The organism is Protaetiibacter mangrovi (assembly GCF_024752305.1).
Classification (GTDB): Bacteria; Actinomycetota; Actinomycetes; order Actinomycetales; family Microbacteriaceae; genus Homoserinibacter; species Homoserinibacter mangrovi.
In genome coordinates this window covers 101284-120160 of the sequence record NZ_JANTHX010000005.1, presented here as the reverse complement: position 1 = coordinate 120160, position 18877 = coordinate 101284, and the positions used below count along the sequence as shown (strand labels likewise).

At 71.5% G+C, this 18877-nt stretch carries 16 protein-coding genes and 1 riboswitch; of the genes, 6 read left to right on the top strand and 10 right to left on the bottom strand.

Translation table 11 applies throughout. From position 1 onward, the window contains the following. Positions 1-25 precede the first annotated feature (25 nt). The 5 genes from NUH29_RS05410 to NUH29_RS05390 form a co-directional block, all read right to left on the bottom strand. The gene (locus NUH29_RS05410) at positions 26-1876 is read right to left on the bottom strand and encodes an ABC transporter family substrate-binding protein (protein WP_258798007.1); all 1851 of its coding nucleotides are present in this window, start codon (positions 1874-1876) and stop codon (positions 26-28) included. A 22-nt stretch (positions 1877-1898) separates the two neighbouring features. Then, positions 1899-3617 (bottom strand): dipeptide ABC transporter ATP-binding protein, encoded by a 1719-nt coding sequence (locus NUH29_RS05405; protein WP_258798006.1) that lies wholly within the window; start codon positions 3615-3617, stop codon positions 1899-1901. Next, entirely contained in the window at positions 3614-4624 is a 1011-nt protein-coding gene (locus NUH29_RS05400) for an ABC transporter permease (RefSeq protein ID WP_258798005.1), read from the bottom strand. Before NUH29_RS05400 ends, NUH29_RS05405 begins: the two co-directional genes overlap by 4 nt. Then, positions 4614-5543: an ABC transporter permease gene (locus NUH29_RS05395; protein WP_258798004.1), complete on the bottom strand. Its 930-nt coding sequence runs from the start codon at positions 5541-5543 to the stop codon at positions 4614-4616. Before NUH29_RS05395 ends, NUH29_RS05400 begins: the two co-directional genes overlap by 11 nt. 92 nt (positions 5544-5635) lie before the next feature. Beyond that, entirely contained in the window at positions 5636-7261 is a 1626-nt protein-coding gene (locus tag NUH29_RS05390; protein WP_258798003.1) for a peptide ABC transporter substrate-binding protein, read from the bottom strand. A 253-nt stretch (positions 7262-7514) separates the two neighbouring features. On the opposite strand from NUH29_RS05390, the gene NUH29_RS05385 reads away from it, so the two are divergent. From NUH29_RS05385 to NUH29_RS05370, 4 genes are all read left to right on the top strand, one after another. After that, complete coding sequence (locus NUH29_RS05385) at positions 7515-7922, top strand: DCC1-like thiol-disulfide oxidoreductase family protein (protein WP_258798002.1); 408 nt, start codon at positions 7515-7517, stop codon at positions 7920-7922. Continuing rightward, positions 7919-8722, top strand: a complete 804-nt coding sequence (locus NUH29_RS05380; RefSeq protein WP_258798001.1) for a CPBP family intramembrane glutamic endopeptidase — start codon at positions 7919-7921, stop codon at positions 8720-8722. Before NUH29_RS05385 ends, NUH29_RS05380 begins: the two co-directional genes overlap by 4 nt. A gap of 41 nt (positions 8723-8763) precedes the next feature. Then, a complete protein-coding gene (locus tag NUH29_RS05375; RefSeq protein ID WP_258798000.1) occupies positions 8764-8925 on the top strand; it encodes a hypothetical protein in 162 nt (53 codons plus the stop codon). 66 nt (positions 8926-8991) lie between these two features. Beyond that, positions 8992-9513 (top strand): redoxin domain-containing protein, encoded by a 522-nt coding sequence (locus NUH29_RS05370; RefSeq protein ID WP_258797999.1) that lies wholly within the window; start codon positions 8992-8994, stop codon positions 9511-9513. Positions 9514-9655: 142 nt separating this feature from the next. On the opposite strand, the gene gcvP is transcribed toward NUH29_RS05370, so the two are convergent. The 4 genes from gcvP to NUH29_RS05350 all read right to left on the bottom strand — a co-directional run bounded on the left by gcvP (position 9656) and on the right by NUH29_RS05350 (position 14902). Beyond that, positions 9656-12490 carry an aminomethyl-transferring glycine dehydrogenase gene (gcvP, locus tag NUH29_RS05365; RefSeq protein WP_258797998.1) on the bottom strand — a complete coding sequence of 945 codons (2835 nt, stop codon included), beginning with the start codon at positions 12488-12490 and terminating at the stop codon, positions 9656-9658. Further along, on the bottom strand, positions 12487-12858 hold the full coding sequence (gene gcvH, locus NUH29_RS05360) for a glycine cleavage system protein GcvH (protein ID WP_258797997.1): 372 nt from the start codon (positions 12856-12858) through the stop codon (positions 12487-12489). The genes gcvP and gcvH overlap by 4 nt, the downstream gene beginning before the upstream one ends. 1 nt (position 12859) lies before the next feature. Next, a complete protein-coding gene (gene gcvT, locus NUH29_RS05355; protein ID WP_258797995.1) occupies positions 12860-13993 on the bottom strand; it encodes a glycine cleavage system aminomethyltransferase GcvT in 1134 nt (377 codons plus the stop codon). A 183-nt stretch (positions 13994-14176) separates the two neighbouring features. After that, positions 14177-14270: riboswitch (glycine riboswitch) on the bottom strand. A gap of 47 nt (positions 14271-14317) precedes the next feature. Then, complete coding sequence (locus NUH29_RS05350; RefSeq protein ID WP_258797994.1) at positions 14318-14902, bottom strand: hypothetical protein; 585 nt, start codon at positions 14900-14902, stop codon at positions 14318-14320. Positions 14903-14988: 86 nt separating this feature from the next. On the opposite strand from NUH29_RS05350, the gene NUH29_RS05345 reads away from it, so the two are divergent. Together NUH29_RS05345 and NUH29_RS05340 are read left to right on the top strand one after the other, a co-directional pair. Then, positions 14989-18096 (top strand): hypothetical protein, encoded by a 3108-nt coding sequence (locus tag NUH29_RS05345; protein ID WP_258797993.1) that lies wholly within the window; start codon positions 14989-14991, stop codon positions 18094-18096. Positions 18097-18142: 46 nt separating this feature from the next. After that, on the top strand, positions 18143-18502 hold the full coding sequence (locus NUH29_RS05340; RefSeq protein ID WP_258797992.1) for a DUF7882 family protein: 360 nt from the start codon (positions 18143-18145) through the stop codon (positions 18500-18502). A gap of 6 nt (positions 18503-18508) precedes the next feature. On the opposite strand, the gene NUH29_RS05335 is transcribed toward NUH29_RS05340, so the two are convergent. Continuing rightward, the gene (locus NUH29_RS05335; RefSeq protein WP_258797991.1) at positions 18509-18808 is read right to left on the bottom strand and encodes a hypothetical protein; all 300 of its coding nucleotides are present in this window, start codon (positions 18806-18808) and stop codon (positions 18509-18511) included. Positions 18809-18877 lie beyond the last annotated feature (69 nt).

The following is an 18877-nucleotide window of genomic DNA, read 5'->3' as shown; positions in this document are numbered from 1 at the left end:
GATGCGCGACACCCCATCCTACCGGTCAGCCCGCCGCCGGGCTCGCGCTCGGGGTCGCGGGCGTCCAGGACCACGCGTCCCAGAGCACTCCGCGGGCCAGCGGGGACCGCGTGACGCCCGCCACGCGGTCCGAGACGGCGGTGAGGGTCGGATGCGCGAACAGCGGCACGCCGTACGCGTCCGCCCACAGCACGGCGTCGAGCTCGCCGAGCGCGGCACTCTGCGCCTCGGGGTCGTCGGTGCCCGTGATCGCGTCGACCAGCTCGTCCGCACGCGGATCGGAGTAGTGGTTGAGGTTGGCGACGGCCGAGTCGCTGCGGAACACCGCCGCGACGGCTCCCGGGCCGAGCCGCGTCGTGTCCCAGGCGAACAGCGCGGCATCGTAGGCGCCCGCCACCCCGAGGATGCTCGTCCAGTCGGACCGCGAGCAGTCGGTCACGCGGAAGCCCGCACGAGCCGCCGAGGTGCGGATCAGCTCGAACTCGGCGACCCGGCGCGCGTCGGCGGGGTCGAACAGGATGCACACCTCGGGCGCGCCGACGCCCGCCTCCGCCAGCAGACTGCGCGCGGCGTCGACGTCGGTCGACTGGTAGTCGGCCGATCCGTTGTCGGCGATGGTGTCGTCGTAACCCGGCGCACCGGGGCGCAGCACGAACGAGTCGAGCAGCCCCGCGTCGACCTGGTCCGGCACCACCAGCTCGTCGAGGATCTGCTGCCTCGGCACCACGTGCAGGAACGCCTGCCGCACCCGCGGGTCGCCGAAGGCGCCGCTCTTCGAGTCCGCGAACTGCAGATCGAGGTGCTCGAAGGTCGCCTCGGAGCCGGCGGTGACGGTCACTCCGGGCACCTCGCTCAGCTCGCTCGCGACTCCGGGGTCGGGCGCCGGGGAGGCGACGTCGACCGTGCCGTCCTGGAAGCGGCGCACCAGCTCGGCCGGGTCGGCGACGGTCGAGAGCACGATCGTCTGGATCGCGGGGGCCCGCGCGCCGCGATACCGCGGGTTCGCTGTGAGGGTGACCCTGCCGTCGCGCACCTCGGAGACGAGGTACGGGCCGCTCGCGACCAGCAGCTCCGGGTCGGGTGCGGCGCCGGTGAGGTCGTACCCGCTGTTCCACACGTTCGCGATCGCCGAGAGCGCGGCGGGATCGGCGTCGTCCACGGCCGACACGAGCGCGTCCTGGGCCGCGCGCGCGTCCGCCGCATCCGGGTCCGCCGAGGCCGCCGCGTCGCCGAGCGGCAGTCCGAGCGCACGCGACGCCACCACGTGGGCGGGCAGCCCCGGCGCCAGGGCGGTCTCCCAGCCGGGGGTGAACTCGTCGAAGTGCACGAACAGCGATCGCCCGTCGTCGCCGAGCTGCGGGGTCTGGGTGGCGCGCTCGAGACCCCTCCCCCGGGCTCCGTCGAAGTACACGACGTCGCCGGGCAGCTCGGTGAGGCGCCCCGACTCCGCGTCGACGTAGGCCTCGGGGTCGACGTCGGGCGTGTCGAGCGCCCCCGAGTTGGCCGCCCAGGCGAGCAGCAGATCCGCGGGCGTCACGGGCACCCCGTCCGACCAGGTGACCCCCTCGGCGATCGTGTACCGCACGGTCAGGGGGTCGTCGGCGGTCCGCTCGGCGCTGCCGAAGCTCGTGTCTCGCACGAGACCGTAGGCGTCGTCCGGATACGCGAACGAGGTGCCCGTCAGGTAGGCGACGTCGGCGTTGACCTCCGACGCGCGACCGTAGGAGCTGTTCGGGTTGAGCGAGGTGAGGGTTCCGTCGACCGCGACCGCGACCGTCGAGCCCTCGACGATCCGGTCCTGATCCGTGCAGCCCGCCAGCGCCGCCGCCGTGACGAGCACGGCGGCGGCGAGAGCCGGGAAGCGGGGGGAGGTCACCCTCTCCACCCTAGGCGCGGGTTCAGGCCCCCAGCGGGATGTCGACGCCGGGGATGGCGGCGAGCAGCTCGCGGGTGTACGCGGTCTTCGGGTTGTCGAAGACCTCGCCCACGGTCGCCTGCTCGACGATCTTGCCCTGCTGCATCACCGACACGTGGTCGGCGATGACGCGCACGACCGCCAGGTCGTGCGTGATGAACAGGTAGGTGAGCCCCAGCTCGGACTGCAGCTCGGCCAGCAGGTTGAGCACCTGCGCCTGCACGAGCACGTCGAGCGCGGACACCGCCTCGTCGAGCACGACGATCTCGGGCTTGAGCGCGAGCGCGCGCGCGATCGCGACGCGCTGCCGCTGCCCGCCCGAGAGCTCGTTCGGGTAGCGCGCCAGCACGGTCTGCGGCAGCGCGACCTGGTCGAGCACCTCGAGAACGCGCGCCTTGCGCGTCTTGGCGTCGCCGACGCGGTGCACGTTGAGCGGCTCCGCGATGGTGTTGCCGATGTTGTGCAGCGGGTCGAGCGAGCCGTACGGGTCCTGGAACACCGGCTGCATCTTGCGACGCAGCGCGAGCAGCTCCTGCTTGCCGAGCTCCGTGATGTCCTTGCCGTCGACGTGGATCGTGCCGGACGTGATGTCCTCGAGCCGCAGCAGCAGCTTGGCGGCCGTCGACTTGCCCGAGCCGGACTCGCCCACGAGCGCCATGGTCGACCCCTTGGGCACCTGGAACGAGACCTTGTCGACCGCGGTGAACGGGATCGAACGGGGCCCGCCGGTGCGGATCTTGAACACCTTGGTGACGTCGCGGAACTCGATGACCGGAGGGGCGTCCACGGACGCCTCGGCTGCGCGCTCCGCCACCGTCAGCAGGCTGAGCGTGGGCTCCTCGCCCTCGACCTCCACCGAGCCGATCGGCGCACCGGTCGCCGCGGCGGCCTGGATGCGCTGGGATGCGAGGCTCGGCGCCGCCGAGACCAGCCGCTTGGTGTAGGGGTGCCGCGGGTTCTGCAGGATCTCGCGGGCGGGGCCCGACTCCACGATCTTGCCGCGGTGCATGACGACCAGGTTCTCGGCGCGCTCCGCGGCGAGCCCCAGGTCGTGCGTGATGAAGATCACGGCCGTACCGCGTTCCGCGGTCAGGTGCTCGAGGTGGTCGAGGATCTTCTTCTGCACCGTGACGTCGAGCGCGCTCGTCGGTTCGTCGGCGATCACCAGCTTGGGGTGCGACGACAGGCCGATGCCGATGAGCACGCGCTGCCGCATGCCGCCCGAGAACTCGTGCGGGAACTGGCGCAGCCGCTGATCGGCGTCCGCGAGGCCGGCCTCCTTGAGCACCTCGACGGCGCGCTTGCGCACGTCGCGCTTCGAGGTGGCGAGCCCGTTCGCACGGATCGTCTCCTCGACCTGGAAGCCGATGCGGTGCACCGGGTTCAGCGAGTTCATCGGGTCCTGCGGGACGAGGCCGATCTCCTTGCCGCGCACGGCCTCCATCTCGCCGCGCTTGAGCTGGGAGAGGTCGCGACCCTCGAACAGCACCTTGCCGCCCGTGATCCGCCCGCTGCCCGGCAGCAGGTTGATGATGGCGTGCGCGGTCGTCGACTTGCCGGAGCCCGACTCGCCGACGATGGCGATCGTCTCGCCCGGGTAGACGTCGAAGCTCACGCCGCGCACGGCCGGCACGAAGCCGTCCTGCGTCTTGAACGCGACCTGCAGGTCCTCGACGGAGAGCAGGGGTTCCAGAGCGCTCATCGGGTCGCCCTCGCCTTCGGGTCGAGCGCGTCGCGCACGGTCTCGCCCAGCATGATGAAGGCGAGCACGGTCACGGACAGGGCGATGGACGGGTAGATGAGGGTCTGCGGCGCGGTGCGCAGGCTCGTCTGGGCCGCCGAGATGTCGTTGCCCCACGACATGTAGATGTTGTTGGGCAGACCGACGCCGAGGAACGACAGGGTCGCCTCCGCGGTGATGGCTCCGGCGAGACCGACCGTCGAGATGATGATGACCGGCGCGATGGAGTTCGGCAGCACGTGCATGAACATCGTGCGGAACTTCGAGAGCCCGATGGACTCCGACGCCATCACGTAGTCGAGGTTCCTCACCCTCAGCACCTCGGATCTCAGGATGCGCGCCGTGGATGGCCAACTGAAGAAGCCGATCGCGAGCGAGATGATCCAGATGTTCCGGTCATGCAGGAACAGCGACATGATCACGACCGCCGCGAGGATGTACGGGATCGCGAAGAAGATGTCGCCGAGTCGCATCAGGAACGAGTCGAGCCAGCCGCCGAAGTATCCGGCGAAGGCGCCGATGACGATGCCCATCACGGCGACGAGCACCGTCACGATGATGCCGACCGAGAGCGAGGTGCCCGTGCCGTGCACGATACGCGAGAACACGTCGCAGCCCTGCTTGGTGAACCCGAGCGGGTGGCCGGGCAGCGGGCCGTGGTCCGAGATGCGCGTGCCGATCGGCACGCCGAGCGCATCGGCCTGGTCCTGGGTCTTCACGCTCAGGATGCAGTTGTCGTTCGGCGGCACCTGGGTCAGCGCGCCCGGGAACAGCGCCACGAACACGATGAACAGGATGATGACGGCCGAGACCCAGAACATCCAGCGGCCGCGGAGGTCACGCCAGGCGTCGAGCCACAGATTCGACTTGCGGTCGCTGACGCGCACCGCGTCGACCGCACCGAGGCCGCCTTCGTCGACCTCTGCGACGTAGTGCGGGGCGGTGCGGACAGGGTTCTTACTTGACATAGCGGATCCTCGGGTCGAGCACGCCGTACAGGACGTCGATGGCGATGTTCACGAGCACGTAGACGATGACGAGGATCGTCACGATGGAGACGATCTCCGGGGTGTCCCCGCGGTTGATCGCCTTGAAGAGCTCGTTGCCGACGCCCGGTACGTTGAAGATTCCCTCGGTGACGGTCGCGCCGACGATCAGGATGCCGAAGTCGGCGGCGAGGTTCGTGGTCACGGGGATCATCGAGTTGCGCAGGATGTGCACGGGGATGACGCGCCCTCGCGACAGTCCCTTGCCGTACGCCATCCGCACGAAGTCGTTCTGGCTGGTCTCGATGACGGAGGCGCGCGTCAGCCGCACCACATACGCCATGTTGAGGCCCGCGAGCACGATCGCGGGGAGTATCAGGTCGCTCCACGGGGCGCCGGCGCCCACGGTCGGCCGGAACCAGCCCAGCTGGATGCCGAAGATCCACTGCGCCACGAAGGCGAGCACGAAGACCGGCATCGAGATGATGAGCAGGGTCACGAGGAGCGAGACGTTGTCGAAGATCCCGCCCTTGCGCAGCCCCGAGATGAGACCGACGAGCACGCCGATCACGAGCTGGATGATGACCGCCAGAAGCGCGAGACGCAGCGTCGTCGGGAAGGTGCGGGCGAGGATCTCGTTCACCGACTGCCCGGCGTAGGTGGTGCCGAGGTTGCCCTGGAGGATGTCGCCCAGGTACAGGAAGTACCGGGTGAGGAAGGGCTCGTTGAGGTGGAACTTCTCCTCGAGCGCCGCCACCTGCTCGGGCGCCGGGGTGCGGTCGCCGAACATGCGGAGGACGGGGTTGCCGGGGGTGAGGAACACCATCGAGAAGATGATGAACGTCGACCCGAAGAAGACAGGGATGCCCTGCAAGAGGCGCCTGACGATGTACCAGAGCATAGGGATTTCAGCGTTTCAGAAACTCAGGGGGAACGCACCCCGTGGGGCGGCGCCGTATCGACGCCGCCCCACGGTGCGTAGTGCGATCGCTCTTACTCGGACTTGGTCACGTTGTAGAGGATCGGCCAGCTGTCCCAGCCGTACTCCACGTTGTCGACCAGCGTCGAGTAACCGGCGGTGACGGCGCCGTACCAGAGCGGGATCGCGGGCAGGTCGGTGAAGAGCTGCCCCTGGGCCTCGTTGAAGATCTTCGACTGCTCCTCCTGGGTGGGGGCGGCGAGGCCCTCACGGAACAGCTTGTCGAAGTTCTCGTTGGAGTAGTCGGCGTCGTTCGAGCCCGAACCGGTCACGTACAGCGCGCCGAGGATGTTGGCCTGCGACGGGAAGTCGAACTGCCAACCGGTGCGGAACGCCGCCTTGATCGTGCGGTCGTTGACCTCGGTACGCAGACCCTTGAAGTCCGGGTACGGGAGGCCGACGGCGTCGATGCCGAGCGAGTTCTTGATCGAGTTGACGGTCGCGTCGACCCACTCCTGGTGGCCGCCATCCGCGTTGTACGCGAGCTGGAACGTGCCGGACCAGGGGCTGATCGCGTCAGCCTGGGCCCACAGGTCCTTGGCCATCGCCGGGTCGTACTTCATGACGTCCGAGCCCTCGATCGACGCCGGGTCGAAGCCCGCGATGACCGGCGAGGTGAAGTCCTCGGCGGGGGTGCGGGTGCCCTGGAAGATCACGTCGGTGATCTCCGCGCGGTCGATGGCGTGCGAGATCGCGGCGCGACGCAGCTTGCCCTCCTCGTTGTCACCGAAGTGCTCGAGGTTGTAGTTCATCGTGAACGACTGGAACACGGCGCTCGCCTGCTCGACCGCGCGGTCGCCCAGGTCGTCCTTGAAGGTCGCCAGCGCGTTCGTCGGGACGGTGTCGATCACGTCGACGTTGTCCGAGAGCAGGTCGGCGTAGGCGGCGTCCTGCGTCGCGTAGACCTTGAAGTTCAGGCCGCCGTTCTGCGCCTTGCGCGGGCCGGTGTAGCCGTCGTTCGGCACGAGCGACAGGGACTCACCGTGGACCCAGCCCTCGTCCGAGAGCTTGTAGGGGCCGTTGCCGATGGGGGCGTCGCCGAACGCGTCCGGGTCGTCGAAGAACGAGTCCGGCAGCGGGAAGAACACCGTGTAGCCCAGGGCGACGGGGAAGTCGGCGCGGGGCTGGTCGAGAACGACCGTGAAGGTGGTGTCGTCGACGACCGTCAGGTCGAGGGTGTTCTCGCCACCGTCGTAGGTGCCGCCCTTGAACGCGATCGCGTCGATGAACCACCACTGGTTCAGGAGGTCGGGGTTCGAGGCCGCCCACTGCCACGCCTTGACGAAGGAGTCGGACGTGACGGGGGTGCCGTCGGAGAACGTCTGGTCGGCCTTGAGCTTGACCGTCCACGTGATGTAGTCGTCGGACTCGATCGACTCGGCGGCGTCGTAGTCCCACGATCCGTCGGCCTTGTAGTAGACCAGACCGGCGAACATGTTGTTGAGAACCTGACCGCCGTTCACCTCGTTGGTGTTGGCCGGGATCAGCGGGTTCTCCGGCTCACCCCAGGCGACGTTGACGACGCCGGTCGATGCCGATCCTCCCCCGGTGTCGCCGCTGTCGGACGCACAACCGGAGAGGACGAGCGCGGCGGCGATGACGACGCCTCCGGCTGCTGCTGCGATGCGAGAGATTCGCACAGTTCCTCCTGTACACAATGGGACGCCATGCGAGCGTGTGGCGCGCATGGCGGTGATGCCTGCAACCTTAAGTGGCTGCTCCACCACCACCAAACCCGCGACGGGAATCGTTACACGGAGGAAACCGCTCCGCTGGTTTCTTGCACAGCAGTCGATTGAGCGCAAGAAACCGGCGCGAGATGACACGATGCTGCGTACCGTCCGCGGCCGAGGCCGATCTCGCGCGAAAAGGCGTGCGGCGTAGCATCGGGGGGTGCCCCTCGCGCGTGTCCCGAAGCCCGTCACCCGGCCGATCCTGATCTTCGACGGCGACTGCGCCTTCTGCACGACCTGGGTGAATCGCCTCGCCGAGCTGCTCCCGCGGTTCCCGGAGGCCGTGCCCTACCAGTGGATCGACTACGGCGAGCTCGGGCTGGATCGACACGACGTGACCCACTACGCCTGGTACGTCTCCCCCACCCGTCAGCTCGGCGGCCATCTCGCGCTCTCCGCCCTGTTGCGCTGCCAGCGCGGTCCGGGCTGGCGGTTCGCCGGCTGGCTCCTCGCCACGCCGCCGATCTCCTGGGTCGCCGCCGTCGCCTACGCCGCCGTCGCCCGCTACCGGCACCTGCTCCCCGGCGGCACCCCGGCGTGCGCCCTCCCTCCCGCCGAGCGCGGATGAGCGCCGCCGCCCCCGCGCCGCCCCCGGATGAGCGGCTCGAACCGTCGCAGGCACGCCTGTGGTGGGAGATCGCCATCGTGCTGGCGCTCGGTCTCGGGCAGTCGGCGGTCTACGCGATCGTCGCGCTCGCGTACCGGCTGACGCGCGAGACGGCGCTCGCCGACCAGACCGCGACGCTCAACCCCTCGCTCAGCGACCGCGAGGTCTTCGACCTCATCTATCAGCTGCTCGCGATCGTGTTCGCCCTCGTTCCGGTGCTGCTCGTGTGCTTCCTCGTCTGGGCGCCGCGGCGGCCGCACCTCGCGCCGCTCGGCCTCGACGGACGACGGGTCGGCCGTGACATCGTGTGGGGTGCGGGTCTCGTCGCCGCGATCGGGATCCCCGGCCTGGCGCTCTACGCGGGCGGGCGGGCGCTCGGGCTGTTCGTGGCGGTCGACCCGGGCGGTCTCGGCGACCACTGGTGGACGGTCCCGGTGCTGCTGCTCTCGGCAGCGCGAGCCGCCGTCCAGGAGGAGTTCGTGGTGCTGGGCTACCTCTTCGACCGCCTCCGTCGGCTCGGCTGGGGCGTCTGGCCCATCGTCCTGGCCACCTCGGTGTTCCGCGCGAGCTACCACCTCTACCAGGGCCCGGGGGCGTTCGTCGGGAACCTGCTCATGGGCGTGGTCTTCGGCTTCCTGTTCGCCCGCACCGGGCGCCTGCTGCCGTTCCTGGTGGCGCACTTCCTGGTCGACGCCATCGCGTTCGTCGGCTACCCGCTCGCGGCGGCGTGGTGGCCGGGGCTGTTCGGACTCCCCGGATAGGGGACTCCCCGACGCCCGAGGAGGTCAATAGACTCGCGCGCATGTCTGAGCCCGACTCGGGGGAGTCGGCGATCGCGACGCAGGCGCCGGAGTCTGCGACCGATGCCGCGCCGCCCCCGCCCGCCGCGGGAGCCACCCGCTTCGAACTGCCCCCGCCGACCGACGGCGCCGTCCGGTTCGAGCTGCCGCCGCCTCCGGGCTGAGACCCGTCCCCCGAGCGCATCCCCGCCGTCCCCCGAGAAGTTGACGCGTCACGTAGAGTGGCGTGAGTGACCGGAACCGAGATCGGCGACCTCGCCCCCGACTTCGCACTGCGCGGCATCCGATTCCAGGACGGGACCGTCGAGCACGACGAGTTCCGCCTGTCGAGCCGCCGCGGCGCCCCCATGGTGCTGGCCTTCTACCCGCTCGACGCCAGCAAAGTCTGCACCGAGCAGCTGTGCAGCTACCAGGACCAGTTGAAAGGGTTCGAGGACCTCGGCGCCCAGGTGTGGGGCATCAGCCTGCAGGGGGTCGAGAGCCACGAGGAGTTCGCCCGCGCCCAGGGCATCACCTTCCCGCTGCTCGCCGACACCGAGGGCGTTTCCAGCGCGTACGGCGTGATGCTCGGCAACCTCGCGGTGCGCCGCTCCGTGTTCATCCTCGACGGCGACGGCGTGATCCGCTGGAAGCACGTCGCGATGCTGGGCCTCACCTACCGCAGCGCCGAGCAGATCCGCGAGGAGCTGCGCCGCCTGTTCCCCGCACCCGAGGCCGGCCAGACCCGCTACGCCCTCCCCCCGCCCGAGTAGCTCGCACGCGACGCTCCGCGGGGTCGGATGGCCCTCTTGCGGACGCATGCCCCCGCGCCCCTGGACGGGGCGCTCCCGAAGGGGCGCACGCGGGGGAATGCGTCCCGAAACCGAATCCGCTCCGCCGCGGAGCGTCGAGTTCCTACGCGAACGCCTCTACAGGCGGACAGGCGCAGACCAGGTTGCGGTCGCCGTAGGCCTGGTCGATGCGGCGGACGGGGGGCCAGTACTTGCCACCGTGCACGAGCGTGTGCACGGGGTAGACGGCCTGCTCGCGGCTATAGGGGTGGGTCCACTCGCCGGCGATCACCGACTCCGCGGTGTGCGGGGCGTTCGCGAGCGGGTTGTCGCCCGCCGGCCACTCCCCCGCGCCCACCGCATCCGCCTCGGCCCGGATGGCGATCATCGCCTCGACGAAGCGGTCGAGTTCGGCGAGGTCCTCGGACTCGGTCGGCTCGACCATGAGGGTCCCCGCGACGGGGAACGACATGGTCGGTGCGTGGAAGCCGTAGTCGATGAGGCGCTTCGCGACGTCGTCGACGGTCACCCCGGTCGCCTCGCGCAGGGGTCGCAGGTCGAGGATGCACTCGTGCGCGACGAGGCCGTTGTCGCCCGCGTAGAGCACGGGATAGTGCTCGCGCAGCCTGACCGCGATGTAGTTCGCCGCGAGCACGGCCGCGCCGGTGGCTCGGCGCAGACCCTCGGCCCCCATCATGCGCACGTACGCCCACGAGATCGGCAGGATGCTCGGGCTGCCGTGGGGGGCGCTCGAGATCGGGTTCGCGTGGACGTCGCCGCCGGCGCCCGGCAGGAACGGCGCGAGGTGCGCCTTCGCCGCGACCGGGCCGACGCCGGGCCCGCCGCCGCCGTGCGGGATGCAGAAGGTCTTGTGCAGGTTCAGGTGCGACACGTCGCCCCCGAAGTCGCCGAAGCGCGCGTAGCCGAGCAGGGCGTTGAGGTTCGCACCGTCGACGTAGACCTGACCGCCCGCCGCGTGCACGGCATCCGTGACGGCACGGATCTCGTGCTCGTAGACGCCGTGCGTCGAGGGATAGGTCACCATGAGGGCGGCGAGGTCGTCGGCGTGCTCCGCGACCTTGGTGCGCAGGTCGTCGAGGTCGACGTTGCCGAGCTCGTCGCACGCCACGACGACGACCTTCATGCCCGCGAGCACCGCGCTCGCGGCGTTGGTGCCGTGCGCGCTCGACGGGATGAGGCACACGGTGCGGTTCTCGCCGTTGGCCAGGTGGTATCCCCGGATCGCGAGCAGGCCCGCGAGCTCGCCCTGGCTGCCGGCGTTCGGCTGCAGGGAGACCTCGTCGTAGCCGGTGACGTCGGCGAGCCATCCGGAGAGCTGCTCGATGAGCTGGAGGTAGCCGGCGGTGTCGGCCTCGGGCGCGAGGGGATGCAGGTTCGCGAACTCGGGCCAGGTGACGGCCGCCATCTCGGTGGCCGCGTTGAGCTTCATGGTGCACGAGCCGAGCGGGATCATGCCCCGATCGAGGGCGTAGTCCTTGTCGGCGAGGTACTTGAGGTACCGCATCATGCCGGTCTCGGAATGATGCGTGGTGAACACCGGATGCGTGAGGTACTCGGTCTGCCGCATGTGGTCGGGGTCGATCGACCGCGAGATCGGCTTGAACCCGAGCCCGGCGGGCGCCGCGTCGCCGAGCACCGCCCGCAGCACCACGAGGGCGTCGGCGGCGGTGGTCGTCTCATCGGTGGAGAACTGCACGGTGTCGGCGTCGACCTGCCACAGCAGCACCCCCTCGGCGTCGGCCGAAGCCACCACCTGGGCGGCGCGGCCGGGCACCCGCACGGTGACGGTGTCGAAGAACAGCTCGTGCAGCGGGGTGACGCCGCCCTCGCGCAGCGCGTCGGCGATCAGGTTCGCCATCCGGTTCGCGTGGTGCGCGATCGCCTTGATACCGCGCGGACCGTGGTAGACGGCGTACATCGAGGCCATCACGGCGAGCAGCACCTGCGCGGTGCAGATGTTGCTGGTCGCCTTCTCGCGGCGGATGTGCTGCTCGCGCGTCTGCAGCGAGAGCCGGTAGGCGGGATAGCCGTCCGCATCCTGCGAGACGCCCACCAGCCGACCGGGCAGCTGACGCTCGAGGCCCGCACGCACGGCCATGTAGCCGGCGTGCGGTCCGCCGAAGCCGAGCGGCACACCGAAGCGCTGGGTGGTGCCGACGGCCACGTCGGCGCCGAGCTCACCGGGGCTCGTGACGAGCGCGAGCGAGAGCAGGTCGGCGGCGAGCACCGTGATGCCGCCCTGCGCCTTGACCGCGGCGACGACCTCGGCCGGGTTCCACAGCCGCCCGGACGCGCCGGGGTACTGGATGAAGGCTCCGAATACGTCGAGATCTGCGGGAGGCGGCGACATGTCGTAGGAGGTCTCGTGCAGCACGATGCCGACCGCTTCGGCGCGATGCCGCAGCAGCTCCTTGGTGCGCGGCAGCGCATCCGCGTCGACGAGGAACACGTTCGACGACGAGCCGGAGGCGCGGCGCGCGAGCAGCATGCCCTCGACGACGGCCGTGCCCTCGTCGAGCATCGAGGCGTTGGCGGTCGCGAGACCGGTGAGGTCGGTCACCATGGTCTGGAAGTTGATGAGGGCCTCGAGGCGCCCCTGCGAGATCTCCGGCTGGTAGGGCGTGTAGGCGGTGTACCAGCTGGGGTTCTCGAGCACGTTGCGCTGGATCACCGCGGGCGTGACGGTGCCGTGGTATCCGAGCCCGATCATGGGGCGGGCCACACGATTGCGTTCGGCCAGCGCGCGCAGTTCGGCGAGCGCCTCGACCTCGGATGCGGCGGGCGGCAGGGTGGTCGCGGCGTCGGCGGGCAGCCGGATGCCGGCCGGGATGGCGGCGTCGACGAGCGCGTCGACGCTCGGATAGCCGAGCGCGGCGAGCATCTGCTTCTGGGCGGCGGTGTCCGTTCCGATGTGGCGGTCGGCGAACAGGGCGGTCATTCGGCGGTGAGCGCGGCGTACTCGTCCGCGGAGAGCAGGGCGGGCAGCTCGGTGAAGCGCACGGCGATCATCCAGCCGGCGCCGTAGGGGTCGGAGTTCACGAGCGAGGGGTCGTCGACCACCGCGTCGTTCACCTCGACGACCTCGCCGTCGACGGGAGCGTAGAGCTCGCCGACCGACTTCGTCGACTCGATCTCGCCGACGACACGGCCGGCCGCGGCCGCGGAGCCGACCTTCGGCAGGTCGACGAACACCACGTCGCCGAGCTTGTCGGCGGCGTAGTCGGTGATGCCGATGCGGGCGACGTCGCCGTCGACGGCGATCCACTCGTGCTCGGCGGTGTACTTGAGTCCTTCGGGGAGCGACATCTCAGCTCTTCTTTCTCGAGTAGAACGGCAGGGTGACGACGGTCGCGGGGATGCGGGTCCCGCGCACGTCGATGAAGACGGTGGTGCCGACCGAGGCGAGCTCGGGGTCGATGAGGGCCATCGCGATCGGATGACCGAGGGTGGGCGACAGGGCGCCGCTCGTGATGGTGCCCGCGGGGTCCGCGGCCTCAGCGGTCGCGAAGACCGGGTAGTCGGCGCGCCCCGCCCGACGTCCCTCGGCGGCGAGGCCGACGAGCACGGGCGCGCCCTCGGCGGGGCCGGCCTCGACCGCGACCTCGCCGACGTATCCGCCGGGCTTGCCCGCCACCGGCACCCGCCCGAGGCCCACCTGCTGGGGCAGGGTCGCGCGGGTGAGCTCGTGCCCGTAGAGGGGCATGCCGGCCTCGAGGCGCAGGGTGTCGCGGGCCGCGAGACCGCAGGGGATGAGCCCGGCGCCCGCACCGGTCTCGGCGATCGCGTCCCAGAGCTCGGACGCCGCATCCGGGTCGAGGAAGAACTCGAAGCCGTCCTCGCCGGTGTAGCCGGTGCGCCCGACGAGCACCTCGTGCCCCCGGAAGTCGCCCGTGATCGCGCGGTAGTAGCGCAGCCCGTCGAGCGCGGGGATGTCGAAGCCCTCGACGTTCCGGAGGATCTCCTCGGCGCGTGGCCCCTGCAGGGCGACGAGGGCGACGTCGTCGGACTCGTCGTCGACGACGCAGTCGAAACCGGCGGCGCGCTCGCGCAACGCGTCGACCGCCGCGTGCCGGTTGCCGGCGTTCGCGACCACCAGGAACCGATCCGGTCCGGTGCGGTAGACCACGAGATCGTCGATGACACCGCCGTCCTCGGCGAGCAGCAGGCTGTACTTGGCCTGCCCGTCCTCGATGGCCGACAGCCGGCCGGCGAGCGCGTGGTCGAGGGCGGCGGGGGCCTCGGGCCCGAGCACCAGGATCTCGGCCATGTGGCTGAGGTCGAACAGGCCCGCAGCCTCGCGCACTGCGCGGTGCTCGGCGAGGTCGGAGCTGTAGCGCACCGGCATCATCCAGCCGGCGAAGTCGGTGAAGGCCGCGCCGGCGGCGACGTGGACGGCGTCGAGCGGCGAGCGACGGGCGGTGCCGTCGGGGGTGTCGGTCATGGCGAGTTCTCCGATCTCGGTCGGTGGAACTCCCCCTCTGTCACCGGTGCCTGAGAGATTCGCGACGGGGGGTCGCTTTCACCTTGGGCGGCTTCGAGAGGTGCGCAGCGGGGATCTCGACACGCCGCTTGCGGCGGCTACTCGATCTGCTCCGCGCTCCGCGCGGAGCACTTTCCAGAGCGGCCTGTCGATGCGGTACACGTACCTGAGAGATTGGCGGGGAGGCTTGCTCCTTCGGTGCCCGCGGCTCGGCCGCCGGCTCTCCCGCATCGCGTGCGGCCCGTTGTTCGGTTGTGCGGTCAGCCTAGCGGATGCCGCGGCCGCTCAGTCCGTCAGGCCCGCGGCGTAGAGCAGCGCCGATGCGACCGCTCCGGCCAGCACCGCGCCCCAGAGCGCGATGCCCGCCCAGCATGCGGCGCTGAGGTACCACGGGGCGCGTCCGCGCAGCCCGTAGGCGCTGAAGACCGCCCCCAACGACCACGCCGGGCCGAGGGCGAAGACACCCGCGACGTCCTCGAGGTAGCGCCCGCGGCCGCCCTGGAACAGGGTTTCGACGAGGCCGCCGGCGGTCAGCGCCCACGCGACGACGGCGACGAGCGAGAGGCCGAGGCCGAGCCAGGGGAAGACGCGCGCGAGCGCGGCGGGACGCGCGCGCACCGAGACGGCGAAGCCGATGCCGCAGGCGATGAGGGTCGCCACCAGATCGATCGTGACCCCCGCGTTGACGAGCCACTCGGCCGGGGCGCTGTTCGGGAAGCCCACGCCGCCCACGACGTTCGCGACCAGCCCGGCGAGCGCGAGCAGGGCGACCACCAGACGCCCCCACGGGCTCTGCCGAGCCGTGCGCGCAGGGTCGACGGCGACGCCCTCGGGTGTCCGCGCGGCGGCGGGCGGGGCGGCGTCGCTCATAGGCCGAGGGTAGCGGGCCGGCGGCACGGTGACAGCGGGCGGGGTCGCCGCTAGCCTGTGAGCAATCCTCCCCGGCTGGAGCCCCCGTGTCCGCTGCCGTACCCCCCTCCGCCGCCTGGCGCCGACGGTTCCGCGCGAGCCTCGGCTCGTCCGGAGCACTCGTCGTGGTCGCGACGGCCGCGCTCGTGGTCATGAACGAACTCGACCGGCTGATCGCCGACGTGCTGTCGCCCTCCGGTCGCATTCATTCGCTCAGCTCGGTGATCGGACCCGGGGCCGCGCTGCAGACCGAGGCGTGGGGGGACTGGGCGGCGTCCGGGGAGCTGGCCGGGCAGCTCGTGCGGGCGCACACCCTGGCCGATCTGGTGTTCATCGGCTGCTACGCGGCGCTGCTCTCCCGGTTCGTGCGTCGGCTCGCGCCCGCCGACTCAGCGGGGCGCCGCCGGGGACTGCGGCTCGTGCGGGCGATGGCGGTGGCCGACCTGCTCGAGGACGCGCTCGTGCTGGCCCTGAGCTTCGCGGCGCCCCCGCCGACCTGGCTCGTCGTCGCCCAGGTGGGGGCGAGCTACCTCAAGTGGGCGGCGGTGGTCGCCTTCGCGATCTTCGCCGTGCTCGGACCCGAGATCGGGGACCGGGTGCGTGCCGCGGCCGCCCGCGGATGGCGGGGGCTCTATGCGCAGCGTCTGGTGGCGATCGTCGTCGGCGCGATCGGCGTGGTGTCGCTCGTCACGGCCGACGGGGTGCTCGAGCAGCTCGCCGACGTGTACCGCTCGTGGGTCGGCTACGGCGGCCTCGACGTCGGGCCGCTGCTCGCGGCGCTGGCCGCCTTCGCGCTCACGGGGACGGGTCTGCTCTGGCTGGCGCGCGGCCGCGTCCGCCGGTACGCGGGCTCGGAGGACGACGCGCGCGCGCAGTCGCCGCTCGTCCCCTGGTTCGTCGTCGCCGCGGTCGTCGCCGTCATCGGCGTGGCTCTCGGCATCCCGCAGAACGGATCGTGGGCCGACTGGGTGCCGCTCGCGGCGTTCCTGCTCGTGCTGCTCGTCATCCCCCTCATCTCCCTCGCGCTGCGCCGACGCGCGGTCCTGCTGCCCGATGCGCTGCGCTCCCCCGACACGAGCGGGGATGCGGACGCCGCCCGGCGGGCGGGCGACGTGCTGCTCGCCGCCTGGATCGCGCTCGCGGGTCTCGGGCCGCTCAAGTCGCTCGTGACCCCCGTCGCGCTCGAGGCGACCGGCGCATTCGCCGACTCCCGGTTCGCGACCGCCCTGCCCGGCACGGTGGCTCTCGCGCTCGGGTACCTCGCGCTCGCGGTGGCCGGCGTCGTCGGGTTCCGGCGCTGGTGCGCCCGCGACCCCCGCGGCGTCGCGAGCGGCGGCGGCATCCGCCCCACCCTCCGCGCCGCGGTGCACGCGGGTGCCGTCACCGAGCAGCAGCAGACGCTGCTGACCCGGCTGGGACTCGTGGTGCTCGGCGTCTCGGGCTGCGTCGTGGCCGCGTTCCTGCTCGCCCCGATGGCGATCTCGGCGGTGCTCGGCGCCCCCGCCGTGATCGTGCTGCTCGCCGGTGCGTGGACGGGCATCCTCGGATGGCTCACCCTGACCCTCGGGAGGTTCCGGCCGCTCGAGGTGTTCCGCGCGTTGCGACTGCGCTCCGCCCCCGTCGTGACGCTGCTCGTCGTGCTGCCCGTGGTCGCCTCGGCGGTGCAGAACGCCCCCGGGCTGCACGCCGTGCGATTCCCGGTCGGCGACGCACTCCCCGAGCGGCTCCCCCTCGCCGAGGCCTACGCGGACTGGTACGCGGGCGGGAGCTGCGTCACCGAGCTCGGCGGCGTCGCGGTGAAGCCGCTCGTGCTGGTCGCCGCAGAGGGCGGCGGCATCCGCGCCGCCACCTGGACGGTCGACGTGCTGCGCGAGCTGCCGCGGGCGAGCGACTGCGCCTCGGATGCGGTGTTCGCCTCGACCGGCGCCTCGGGGGGCAGCATCGGTCTGGCCGCCTTCCGCGAGACCGGCAGCACCCGAGGAGGCGCCGCGCAGTCGACCATCGACATCGGCGGCGACGATGCGCTGTCGGCCGACCTCGCGGGACTGCTCGCGGGCGACCTGGTGGGCGCCGCGACCGGCATCCGGGTGCCCTCGAGCGGGGCGCCGCACACCGACGAGTGGGTCTGGCGCGACCGCACCGCCCTGCAGGAGACCACCTGGGAGGCGCAGGCCCCGCAGTTCGCGGAGCCCTTCGACGCGTCACCCGTCGCCCCGACCGGCTACCTCGTGCTCGGCTCGACGGACTCGACCTCGCTCTGCAAGGTGCTCGTCAGCCAGCTCGACCTCACCTCCGGCGGGTGGACGCAGACGAGCGGCGGCGCCGGCGCGCAGACCGCCGCCTCCCCCGACTGCACGGCGCGGCGGGCGGAGCTCGCCGACACCATCGACCTGGTCGACTACCTGGGGGCGTGCCGGGCCGACCTCAGCTGGGCGAGCGCCGCCGAGCTCTCGGCGCGGTTCCCGTTCGTGAGCCCGGCGGGCCGCATCTCGCCGGCGACGCTGCCCGACGGCTGCCGCCGGGTGGCCGACCTGCAGCTCGTGGACGGCGGCATCATCGACAACAGCGCGCTCGGAACCTGGGTCGACATCGCCCCCGCGCTCACGGCGCTCATCCGCGACACGAACGCCGCCGCGGCATCCGGGGCGGGGCCGTACGTCGTGCCGGTGGTGCTCTTCGCCACCAACGAGCCCGGGACCGACGTGCTCGTAGCGCCCGACGGCACCCGCCCCGAGGCGCTCGTGCCGTTCGCCGCCATGCTGGGCGCGAAGGGCGCCCAGGTCTCCCCCGCCGCCTGGCTGCGGCGCGCATCCGACGCCTACCGCGAGGTGTGCCCGCCGTCGGACGCCGGATGCGCCTCCGCCGTCGCCGCGGTGCGCGATTCCCTGCCCGGGGGCGTGGTCGTGGCCTCCCCCTCGACCGGCCCCGCGGTGTCGGCGCCGCTCGGCTGGAGCCTCTCGCCGTTCAGCCGCAGCCGCCTGCGTTTCGAGGCGGAGGCGCAGGCCGTGTGCGGGCGCGATCCCGAGAAGGTCGCCGCGTCGACGCTCGCCGCGCATGCCGACGACGGCTGCCGGGCGAGCGGCGAATACGGCATGCTCGGCACGCTGCTCGACGCCTTCGACGGCGCGCAGCCCGAGACCGTCGAGGTGCCGTAACATCAGCGCAGGCGCCGCCGAGCGAGCGGCCGGCAGGAAGGTCGTCGTGGGGTCTCTCATCTACGGGATGTCGGGCGTCGAGGTCTCCTTCGACGACCGCGTCCTCGCGCATCTCGAGCTCGTGATCAACGCCAAGCTGCGCCGACGCGAGTCGTTCATGCTCAGCTGGCGCGACACCCCGGGCGTCGGCGACGGGCGAAGCTCGATCTGGCTCGACACCGCGATCCCGCTCTACTTCCGCTACTCGGGCAGCCGCATGCCGCTCATCGACAAGGAGTGGCTCGAGGAGCTCGCCGTGCAGGCCGGCTCGACGCGCGGGCTGGTGCTCGGCGAGGACCCGGTCACCGAGCAGCCCGTGAAGTCGCGCGACAACTCCGTCAAGCGCAAGGACCACCCGGCGCGCTGACCCCGCTCAGCGCAGGTCGAATCCGACGCTGTCGAGCCGGTGCGCCTTGAAGCGCAGCACCTCGACCGCGTAGTCCTCGCCGTCGAGCGGCTGCTCGCGCATGTCGAGGCTCGTCGTGGCGAGCGGCGTCGCCGCCGTGAGCACGAGCTCGGCCACCACGGGCTCGCCGCCTCGCAGCGCCGGGATGGTGACGCGTTCGGGCGGCTGATTGAGGGGCAGCGTGACGATGTAGTCGAGCAGCGCCTCCGCGACGCGCTCGGTCGTCACCAGTTCACATCCGGCGTAGTGCAGTGCTCTCATGTTCATGCCCCATGGATCTCGACTCGATCTCCATGGTCACCCACGGCACAGGATGCCGCGAACCCGTTCCGCTTT